Genomic DNA, 238 nt, shown 5'->3' with positions numbered 1-238 from the left:
ATCAGAACCTGGTTGTTCACCGCGTCGAGAATCAGATAGTCGCCGTTCTTCACCTGCGCCGTGATGCTGCCGGTGCCCACGATGGCCGGCAATTCCAGGGAACGCGCCATGATAGAGGTGTGGGAGGTACGACCGCCCGCATCGGTGATGAAACCCAGCACTTTTTTCAGGTTCAGCTGTGCGGTTTCAGACGGGGTCAGATCGGCGGCGACGAGGATGACTTCATCCTGAATCGCAC

Annotated in this window: 1 protein-coding gene; it reads right to left on the bottom strand. The window is 58.4% G+C overall.

Annotation, left to right across the window (positions count from 1 at the left end):
- On the bottom strand, positions 1 to 238 hold a 238-nt coding region (locus ACODJP_RS14495), incomplete at both ends, for a PEP-utilizing enzyme (protein ID WP_422482697.1).

The organism is Pleomorphochaeta sp. DL1XJH-081 (genome assembly GCF_049310885.1).
In the GTDB taxonomy this organism is placed as follows: domain Bacteria; phylum Spirochaetota; class Spirochaetia; order Sphaerochaetales; family Sphaerochaetaceae; genus CAYZJV01.
The sequence above is the reverse complement of the archived record's forward strand: the minus strand, read 5'-3'. Positions and strand labels throughout refer to the sequence as shown.